The sequence below is a fragment of the Halomonas sp. AOP7-B1-5 genome, assembly GCF_052353045.1.
Classification (GTDB): domain Bacteria; phylum Pseudomonadota; class Gammaproteobacteria; order Pseudomonadales; family Halomonadaceae; genus Vreelandella; species Vreelandella colorata.
The window spans coordinates 1-10,040 of sequence record NZ_JBQTDC010000066.1; the positions used below are offsets into that span (position 1 = coordinate 1).

Genomic DNA, 10,040 nt, shown 5'->3' on the forward strand with positions numbered 1-10,040 from the left:
GCCCAGCTGGAACGAGACATCGGAGGACTTGCATCGCGGCGTGTGTATTACCGTGACAGCGACAGGCGCTTTGATGAGTTGATACATGAGCGCGGCCATTTCAAGGGTTTTCAGTGCTGCACACCCGACCAACAAGATTTCCTGGCGGCCATTGTCCATCATGGCCGAACCGATCAAGGAGGGTAACGTTTTGGAATCGAGAGGCAAGTTTGATGTGGCGTTTGTGCTGGCCGCCGGAATTGCATTGTCAGGGTGTGCGAGCCAGCAGGCGCTTGAACCTGAAAGCCATTCCTTCATGGGAATGCCGTCCGGCTCCAAAGAAGAAGTGGCTGACATGTTCAGAGTGCCGGATCACTGGCCGGATGGTGCGCCAACCAAGGCCATCCATCGAGGAAAGGAAACGGGTGTTTGGCAGCCTGTCGGCAGTACCGAGGGCAGCTGTATCGAATATCGGTTGATCCCCAACGACGAGCGCTACAAAGCACCGGAACAGCCTCATTACTGGGACGGTGCGATGTTCAGGCCGACCAAAGCAAACTGTATTCCTGTCCAGGATCAGTTGCACAGCAGACGCTAACACAAGAGGGAAGCGGCCTGCCGCTGTACAAAGAGACTCAGGCGGCTGACGTTGATCTTTCCGAAGAATAGCGATGCACACTGATGGACGGCAGAAACGGCTCAAAATCGACCCTGGCATCCTTTCGACGTTCGCGCTGATGATTGGCGGGCTCAGAAGGCGGTGTCCGCAGCGAAGGCAGAAGGCCGGTGCGAGGGTCTGGCGCAACAATAATCGGCAATGAAGAGTTGAAAGCCAGCGAACGAGGCGGCGGGACATCATCTATCTCAGCAAAATGCACGTTCGCACGCAGCTGTGGGCTTTGTTTATGCACCAGCGCCAGCGGCTCACCAGGCGGCAAGCTGGCCAGCTTTTTCAATTGAATCTCAATATGCGGCTTGTCAGCCCCGAGCTTGATCAGGCGCTTTTCTGCCTCCGCCATGCTGATTTTGACAATTGACCGGCCTGATGTCTGCCAGCCAATACCGATATGGCGGATCGGATGCTCAAGAACGTACACCGTTCGCACGGTCTTCTTCAGGCTTAGTCTGGCCAACCCAGCGGTATTCAAGTGCTGGCGCAAGTGCTGATACTGGATGCCTATTTCTTCCTTGAGTTGCGATTGCGATGTATAGACGGGTTTTGTCTGCTTTATCTCATCGGCAATGGCCTTGAACGCTTGCTTTTGCTCATTCAGCGTATCAAACCGCTGCCTCAGTTCAGGCGATGCCGCAATCACGCCTGAATGCTTGGAGGTGACAACGCCGGAGGTTCCGGCTTCGTGCCACATGTCCATCAAAACACGTCGTAGCCAATCGCTGTCTGCATGGGCCGCACTCATCGCCCAGGCGTGAGGCTTTTCCTTCTCATACTGCAAACAGATGTCATCGACCGTTTTTACCAATCGACCAAAGCATTCGCTCGCGTCGTGAATCAACCGGAAGCGTCGATGATCCTTATCCAGCGTCTCATGAATGTCGTTTGGCATAGCGCCTCTCCGCTGAAAGTTCGTTTACCTATATCAGTATAGCAAGTCGACCAAGATTTCCCAGCGCCAAAACTGCCTAGAAAACCGTGCTTGCGGGCCGATGGTGCCTACAGGTTGCTTGGTATCGTGAAACTGGGAGCAACCGTTACAGGCTTGAACCCACCCGATTCTTATATAGGGGACATTTCAGGATTCTTATATAGGGGACATTTCAGTTAATTCTGATGGCAGTGTTTTGACCGGACGCGGGCGCGAAGGCGAAACGATTACCGTCGAGCGTGAGGGCGTGAGCCTGGGCAGCGCAACGGTTGCCGCAGGCAATCAGCATCATTTTGAATGAACTCGTCACCAGCGGCGAGGTGTTAAACCTTGAGGCGTCAGGAGGTGCAACGGCAACCTATCTTGTGCCGCCTGGTATCAATGCGCCGGAGCCTCCGAGTAACATCCGCGTCGACAGTAGTGGGGAGTATGCACTGGGTCAAGGGACGCCAGGGGAGACAGTGGTTGGGGAAGACACTGCCGGTAATCAAATTGCTCCTGATAACGCCCAACTTTCTTACAAAATATTGTATTAAGGTGGGTGTCAGAACTTATAACCAAACCGACCTGACTGCAACCGAGCGGCTTTTTCCCGATGATCTTTGGTTTCGTCGAGAACATACCGCTCGGTTGTCACCACCGACGCATGACCCAACACTACCTGAATTTCCCGCATCGACATACCGGCTTCACGCAGGTCTGTTGCACAGGTGCGCCTTAGATCGTGGGGAGCCAGCTGCAAGTTATCCGGTAACATCTTGCGTAAGCGCTCCAGACGATTATTGACGCTGCACAGGCTTAACGGTGTTTTCAGATACTCTTTGGCCGGTGCTTTCTGTTTCACCCAAATAGGATTGAACAGATAGCCCGCGTCACGCCCACGGTACTGATCCAGATACTCATTGAGTCGCCAGGCCACACAATCCGGCAATGTCAGTGTGCGCTGCTTTTGGCCTTTACCCTCAACCGTGATCTCGTTTGTCGCAAAGTCGATGTCCTTGAGCTGGATACTGACCGTTTCCGCACGCCGCAAACCTACCGCCGCCATCATCGCAATCATCAGGCCATCTCGAAAATCACGCGCCGTCGGTTTCTCATCACATAAATCGAGCAAGGCTCGTATGGTCTGGGCGCTATGGGCGGTTCCCGCTCGTTTGGCGTGTGAATAGCGGGCGGATTTGACCTGCTTGATGCGATCCAGGGTGGCATGACTGATCTGATCGAGCATCCAGGCTTCTGTCGCAATGCCCCGTATGACAGAGCGCACGGCATTGCGTTTGGCTGGCGACATGCCCGCGTCACGATAGCTGGCCAGTATCTCGCTGACCACATCCGGCGTCAGCGTAGCCCAGTCCACATAGTCATAAGCAAAGGCTTGATTAGGGTGAAGCGCACGACCGTCACCATTGGGTGCTGCCAGTTTTGGCGGCTGGGGAGCCCCGAGTGCCTTGGTGGCAATTTCGTTAATGAGACTCCGCTTTGAAGATGCGCTCGCGGCGGATTCCTGGTTGCGCAAATGCCGGTGGGCAGGATTCAGACCACGGGGAAACGGCTGGCTCAGATCATGCCGCACCCGAACAGGCGGTGTTTCATAATCCATCAAGCCGGTTGAGGCTGATGCAGGTAACACACCGGCCAGCGCGTTTGACTGGCTCACACCCACGAGCGATTTGTCCTGGTGCATAGCGATTTTCTCCAAAATACAACGGATACCTTATACACGGTATCAGTAAAGGCCGTAATCATCATTGAAGCTCAAGTTTAAAACAGCGGTGGCTAATCTTGTCAGCACGCTGGAACCCCTTTGTTCATGCCATTCTATAACTATATTTAATGCTGGTTAAAGGTAGTTATAGAATCAGCTCAGGTCAACCGGCCCCTGAAACCTGGCGACGATTTTGCTGTAGAGATTCGATTTAGAAAACGGGCTTAGGCAATGCGCATAAAAAAACGCCCGCTGGAGGGTGTGCGGGCGATGTGCTATGGGAGGCACCAGGATGCTGAAAAAGCACCAAAGGAATCGAGGATCAACCATGCAGCAAATCATCATCTGATTGCTGACAACCATGTTACCGGCGATTGGCGTTTGGCTATGTCACCGGAGGCTTGGAAAGCTAAACAGTTTTGCCTGTTTTACGCTCATTGCTTTTATGCCTCTTGATAAAGATATAAAAATCAATGCTTTATAAAAGTAGAAAAATCAGTCGCAAAGTCAAAAAAATAATATAATTTGTTTAATATCAACTATTTAAGGATGAAAAAAAGGTTATCACCGATCCCCATACGCGAATTCTGAGAAAGTTTGCGGTGAATGCCCCTTCAGGATGGCACGTTTGGACGTAAAGCTGCTCCCCAGGTATCTGGCTCAACACTGTGACGGGTAACACCTACCCGAGAAGCAGGTAATATCAAAATCGAGGCTCGATTGCGAAATGATTAAGAATAAAATCCGCGTGTTATAGGTTCTTCGGGATCGTCAGGATCATCAAGGCGCACACGATTGGCGTCAGCCGACGTGCCTTTCTGCCCTTTGCTTGCATCCGTTTTTCCTGATACCGATGGATTGCTCGGCATCTCACCGCGTACCTTGAAGGCAGGCTTGGCCTGATCCTGGTCATCACGCATTCCCATCGAATCGCAGGCATCGCACGCCCAAAGCGGCTTCTTTTTCTTGGACAAGAGGCTCGCGGTTTTCTCGGCACCACAGACCGGACAGGCTGGCCCTGTTAAGGGACTTTTCGCCCATTCGCCGCGTTCCCTGAAAACGCGCCCTGGTGAGCCATCGGTGTCGGCATAACATATCGAATCGCATTGACGGCAGACCAATATAGGATGCTGATCTTTCTTCGTTTTTCCCTTGAAGGTGTGGTGCTCATGGCAGACAGGACAAAGCGGGCCGTCAGGTTGTCGCTCGACTTTTTCTCCCCGAATCACGAACGCTGACCCAGGCGCGCCGTCCTGATCACCGAATAGCGAGTCACAGGATGCTTGCCCCTGGTAGTCCTGACAGCGCCAGAAATAGTTGTCTTTGCCCTTCTGTTTGAAGCGCTGAAGTGGATTATGACACTCTGGGCATTGGGGCGCGTTGGCCAAAGCATTCTCGCGCTGGCGCTGTAGTTCGGCATCGTCATGCGATTTTAACGGCCCCTTGAAACAGGTCGTGGGTTGCCCGTTTTCCGTCCTGAAGTGACACCCACATTCGGGTTCCAGGCATACATAGAAAGTCAGCTGCTTTTTCTGCTTGGTCGTGGCTGTACGTTGGTATAGCGCGTTCCCACAATGTCGACATGAATACTCAGACGCCTTTTCCTTGGGGGCCAGTTCCCTGGCTTGCTTCAGCCATCGTGTTTGCGCGTCAGGCGCGAGCTGCGAGCGAATAAACGCGTCCATTTGCGCCAGAAAAGCGTCCATGGACAGGCTGCCATCTTCCACATTGCGAAGCGCCGCCTCAAAGATACCGGCCATATCCGGTGTGCTCAGTTCAGGCGGCATCAAACGGTAGTGAAACAGCCCGCTAGGCGTCACGCGGATGGTTTTCTTCTCACGCTTTAGGTGTTTGTGTTGCTCGACCAGCTTTTTGACGATACCGGCTCGCGTTGCTTCGGTGCCAATACCATCATTTTCGCGTAAATTCTTCTTTGTTTCAGGGTTTTTGACGAAACGGTGTATATTCGTCATCGCCGTAATCAAGGTGCTATCAGTGTACGGTTTTGGTGGCTTTGTGACCTTCTTTTCACCAAGAATCGACGTGCCTTCGGCCACATCTCCTGTCTGCGTGGCGGGCAAAGATTGATCTTTGTCACCTTCGGCACCGGCATCGTCGTCGTCTTTTGTTTCCGTTACCCCCGCATACACCACTTCGCGCCAGCCCTGTTCGATCCAGACCTTGCCACGGGCAACAAAACGCTCCCCAGAGGCATCCGGTAGTCCCACCTCGATCTGAGTCGCATCATAGAGTGCGTCAGGCATGAACTGAGCGACATAACGCCGACACACCATCTCGTAAATAGACCGCTCCTGCGCTGTCAGGTTGGCCACATCGGCGACAGACACCTTTTCTGTCGGGATGATACCGTGGTGCGCCGTCACCTTCTTGTCATTAAAAGCGCGGGACATGATACCTGGATCGGCTTTCTGGGCCGCCTCCGTCAACGTGTCCAGGTTAGCGCCAACCGCTTCCAGCGTTGCACTGGCGGCACCATGCTGATCGTTCGGAAGATAGCCCGTGTCGGTACGGGGGTACGTCAACAACCGATCCTTTTCATAGAGTTTTTGCGCGATGTCCAATACTGCCTGCATATCCAAGCCAAGTTGCTGGTTGGCGGCCTTCTGCAAGTCGCTTAATGAGTACGGCAGCGGCGCACGCTGTTTTTTGCGCTCGGTTTGCGAGGCCAAAATGGAAACGGCTCCTGGCACCTGGCTTTCCAGTTGCGCCAATACATCAGGGTCAACCAGCCGACCGGCCTCGTCCAACCCTGGCTGTCCGTCTCGGGGGTGCCACTTGGCTATAAACGCCCCGTTACCATGACGAACAGCCAGCTCTACATCGTAGTAGTTGTGCGGGGTAAAATGCTGGATGTCGAGATCACGCTGGGCCACCAGTCCTAATACGGCACTTTGCACACGCCCGACAGATAGTGTGGCCTTAACACCCGCCTGATCCGACAACTTGCTGTACAGGCGGCTACAGTTCATACCCAGCAGCCAGTCCGCCCTGGAGCGCGTGGTGGCTCGTCGTGTCAGATGGGCAAAGTTCGCGTTGGGCTTGAGGTTCTGAAAGGCTTTGCGAATGGGGGACGGGTTCAAATCCGCGATCAGCACACGGCTCACCGGCCCCTGCCAGCCCAGGTACTCGATCACCTCATCAACCAACATGTTCCCTTCGGCGTCCAAATCTCCAGCATTACAGACTTCGCCTGCCCCTTGCATCCCCTTCTTGATCTGCGCCAGCATCTTCTTTTTGCCTGCATCGTTGGGCGATTTCAGCTTCCAGGGATCAGGATGAATCGGCAGGTCGTCTATCGACCAGCGTTTATAGCGCTCGTCATAGTCTTGAGGATCGTACTGCTCAAGGATATGACCCGCACATGCCACGATTCGGTTTTCATCGACCTCGAAAATACCGTCCGCATTCCGCGTGGGGCGTCCAGACGACAAGGCTTCTGCTATAGCTCTGGCGACGTTGGGTTTTTCAGCAATGACCAGGCGTATTGACATGGATTGGCCTCTTAATACTGTGTGGGGATTGGACGGGTTGGCGTCGCATGGCAGTGCTGATCGGCTTCCAGCGCCGCGCACTCTTGAACTCGCCTTTCGTTGTCGCGTCTATAGCGTGAAATGTGATGGCGGTGGCGCTGGATGGTGCTTTCTAGCGCCTCGATGGAGGCAGACAGGGGTGAGTAGGGATAAGGACGGTATCGAAACGGCGCATCCGGCATAAAAAGGCTCCTGAGACTGGTTATCGGATACGCTACAACACTTAGGCGTCAGTCAACGGCTGCGGAGGTAGGAAAAATCGGGGTAAAGGTTTCATCTATTTGTTGATTAATGAGATATAGTCAGAGTCAATGCTTTCCAAAAAGTGAAAAACCCCAAGCCGGTATGGCAAGGGGTTTCACTTGTGCTTGTCGCTGTTTGCAATGATTCGGTGAGCAATGAAAATCCCGTAAAGCCCAATGCTGCAAAACAGCAAAGTGAATAGGGATATTGTCACATAGAGCGCCATGTTAGGACTCCTTGTTGGCAACCTCATCTGCATGACGGGCAGCGGCATCGAGAACGATAGCCACTACCCAGATTAACGCACCTGCACCTAGTAGCAAAAGGGTCAGAAAAAAGGCGGTCAAACCGCTTCCTGACAGCAATACACTACCTGCGCCAGTACCCAGCACGCCAAGTCCCATCTTGCGAAGGTCTTTGGAGACTTCCAAGAGAGTAGCAGGCGGTACGCTATGCAAAGGAGGGACATTAGCTCCCCCGAGTTTCAGCGCTTTCCAGCGTTTTTTGATTGACTTCATAAGCATTACCTCATTTTTTGAGGGGGTAATGCCCCCACGGGGCGCATTACCCCGTGGGTTGAAATTAAATGTTGCGATAGACCCGCCATCATAAAACTGCCTGATGGATGCTATCTATGAGTGCCTGACGTGACGGAAATGACGGTATGCCGTGTTGCTTTAGCATGTCATTCCAGTCAATGCCTTTGGCATCGTTTGGGATAATGGCATCGGGCAGCATGATCACGACCCTGACACCCTTTTCCTTCATCCGTGCCTTGAGTTGTTCAGCGGCCACTTCACCGGCCCTGGAACGGTCACGATCAGCCCATACGACCAGCGTATGAACGTCAGACGGAGGATTGAAACCGGCCAGCAGCGTGGCATTGACACACGACCATGTTGGAAGACGTGTGGCATTGTACGCGGCAGCAGCCGTCTCCATACCTTCAGCAAGCCCCAGAATACCCCGAGGCATCGCTAAGGGGATGGCCCCGCCGGTCACGCTCATGCCAAGGGGCAGCGCGAGCATCTTGCGGGGATGATCGACATTGGCCTTCCCTGCCCCATCGTGTGACAGGTAGGTACGGTGCAAGGTCGAAATCTGTCCGTGTTCATCCCGAATAGCCGCCACCAAGGCAGGATAATGCCCCAGTACCGCTATCTGTTCCTGGATGATCACCTCACCGGAAGCCGTCACTTCCTGTCGCTCAATGGCACCGTAGTACGCCAGCTCTGGATGAAATCGCACTGAATGGCCAGCGGCCAGTGCGTTCAGCATGGCATCGCTATGCGCAATACCACGGCTACCCAGATAGGCGTTGACGGCCTGCGAGCGAGGATCGGTTAACGCCAGAGTTTCACCCCAAAGCGTCTGCAACCGTTTCCGGTGTTCCTGTTGATTCACTTGCTGTTGTTGCGCCAGCCGTTGCTTGGCCGCTTTCGCCGTTGCCTGTGCATCATGGTTGGCCTGTCGCAGTGCAGAATGCACACGCTTGGGCTGACCTGCATGGCGCTTGCGGTAGGGTTCCATGCCCAGAATTAACGCCACTTCCGTAACGGTCGTGCGAAAATCCCAGTCGTTGAGCCACATCAGCAGTGAAAATCCGTCTGTCAGCGCACCGACATTGGGATCATTGTGAATGCCACCACCGCTTTCATCGAGATCACGGGGAAACAACCGAAAGCCGTCTGTTCCCTCTCCCGTCTTGGGGCAAGGAACATGGCGACCAGGTTTGCCAAGTGCGGGGGCCAACGCGCTGAAATGACTGAGAATCGTCACCCAGCTGCCTCGGGCTGCCCGTTTCACCTCATCGGTTTTGAAAAATTCACTGTCACGATCAATCATCATGGGCGAGTCTCCATTGGTTTTCGGGGCTTCCGAAAACCACCGCGTTGAACGCAGGGGCTTTAGGGAAGCCCCGAAGGGAGACACGCCCCCTCAAGGGAGTCGTTATCTCCCCTGGGGATGAATCATCTTGCGCCGCTACGCCGTCAAAGACGTGTAGCGACGTTGGCGTAGTTCAGGATCAGCCTCTTTGACGACCTCATATAACTCGCGGACTTTATAAATCGGGATGGCACCAGCAAAGCGATAGTGCTGACCATGCCCCATTAAAAAAGCCGGAGTACAAGGCACCCAACGGGCGTTGTCGATCTTGAACTTGGTAGTTTGTTGCAATCCCTGGCCATCATGTAGCGTGTCGATCAGGATTTGCCCACGCAGCACGCTATCGAGCTTCTGCGTAGTGCCAGGTGCGATACACACAGCGCCGTTATCGTCATCCACATCCACAATCAACACGGGCCGATATTTCGGCCCAGGACGATGCGGTGTTTCAGACTCGGGCATCCAGGCGTAAATCACACTGCCAACAAAGTGATGGTTAGACGGCACCATGTCGCACCTCCCGTTGGAAGGGTGACGTGAGTGCGCCGTTGTTCAGCCAGAAGTCGTCACGATCCCGTTCGCGTCGGATGGTCGTCAGTGGTGTACTGATACCTCCCAACTCGCGTGCCAGAATGCGACGGATCAACTGCTCAGGGGTGAGATGCAGACGACGTGCCTGCGAGAGCAGAACGCCATACATGACCTCATGTTCCTGATAGTGAACGGTGAATGTTTGCATAGAGCCTCCAGATCAAAAACGGACGCTCCCTGGCCCCTGCGGGCAAGAAAACGCCCGCATAGGGTGTGTGAATTAACCGGCTTTCAGGTGCTTGTTCAGCAGTGCATCCATCCGGTCTTCCTGGGCCAGCGCTTTTTTATAAGCGCTTTCCCAACTGCGTAATGTCTGTTCTTCACGAAACGTCAGCACGTCACGGCAAGCCGTGTCGTAGCGCTTTCGCATCGCCAGAATCGACAGCATTTCCTGAATCCGCTCTGCCAGTGTGGCAGCAGATTGGCCAGGCATAGGTGTTACCGGCACGCTCCAGGTGATTCGGCCTTTCGGCGCGTCAA

Annotated in this window: 10 protein-coding genes; 2 read left to right on the forward strand and 8 right to left on the reverse strand. The window is 54.0% G+C overall.

What is annotated here, in order from left to right; all coding sequences use genetic code 11:
• Together ACT3XD_RS18765 and ACT3XD_RS18770 are read left to right on the forward strand one after the other, a co-directional pair.
• Positions 1-186: hypothetical protein (locus ACT3XD_RS18765; protein WP_444280659.1), on the forward strand; the 186-nt coding region annotated here is incomplete at its 5' end.
• Positions 161-577 (forward strand): hypothetical protein, encoded by a 417-nt coding sequence (locus tag ACT3XD_RS18770; protein ID WP_193054203.1) that lies wholly within the window; start codon positions 161-163, stop codon positions 575-577. The genes ACT3XD_RS18765 and ACT3XD_RS18770, both read left to right, overlap by 26 nt.
• Before the next feature lie 37 nt (positions 578-614).
• Here ACT3XD_RS18770 and ACT3XD_RS18775 read toward each other — a convergent pair whose 3' ends face one another.
• The 8 genes from ACT3XD_RS18775 to ACT3XD_RS18810 form a co-directional block, all read right to left on the reverse strand.
• A complete protein-coding gene (locus ACT3XD_RS18775; RefSeq protein WP_192539778.1) occupies positions 615-1,544 on the reverse strand; it encodes a hypothetical protein in 930 nt (309 codons plus the stop codon).
• 583 nt (positions 1,545-2,127) lie between these two features.
• A complete protein-coding gene (locus ACT3XD_RS18780) occupies positions 2,128-3,267 on the reverse strand; it encodes a tyrosine-type recombinase/integrase (RefSeq protein ID WP_192539777.1) in 1,140 nt (379 codons plus the stop codon).
• A 752-nt stretch (positions 3,268-4,019) separates the two neighbouring features.
• The gene (locus ACT3XD_RS18785) at positions 4,020-6,800 is read right to left on the reverse strand and encodes a DNA topoisomerase 3 (RefSeq protein WP_192539776.1); all 2,781 of its coding nucleotides are present in this window, start codon (positions 6,798-6,800) and stop codon (positions 4,020-4,022) included.
• A gap of 509 nt (positions 6,801-7,309) precedes the next feature.
• Entirely contained in the window at positions 7,310-7,600 is a 291-nt protein-coding gene (locus ACT3XD_RS18790; RefSeq protein WP_192539775.1) for a hypothetical protein, read from the reverse strand.
• Between the two features lie 88 nt (positions 7,601-7,688).
• Positions 7,689-8,930 carry a DUF7146 domain-containing protein gene (locus ACT3XD_RS18795; protein WP_192539774.1) on the reverse strand — a complete coding sequence of 414 codons (1,242 nt, stop codon included), beginning with the start codon at positions 8,928-8,930 and terminating at the stop codon, positions 7,689-7,691.
• A gap of 135 nt (positions 8,931-9,065) precedes the next feature.
• Positions 9,066-9,479: a type II toxin-antitoxin system PemK/MazF family toxin gene (locus ACT3XD_RS18800; protein ID WP_192539773.1), complete on the reverse strand. Its 414-nt coding sequence runs from the start codon at positions 9,477-9,479 to the stop codon at positions 9,066-9,068.
• Entirely contained in the window at positions 9,466-9,708 is a 243-nt protein-coding gene (locus tag ACT3XD_RS18805; RefSeq protein ID WP_192539772.1) for a hypothetical protein, read from the reverse strand. The genes ACT3XD_RS18800 and ACT3XD_RS18805 overlap by 14 nt, the downstream gene beginning before the upstream one ends.
• 72 nt (positions 9,709-9,780) lie before the next feature.
• A partial coding sequence (locus ACT3XD_RS18810) for a hypothetical protein (protein WP_444280660.1) occupies positions 9,781-10,040 on the reverse strand: 260 nt, incomplete at its 5' end.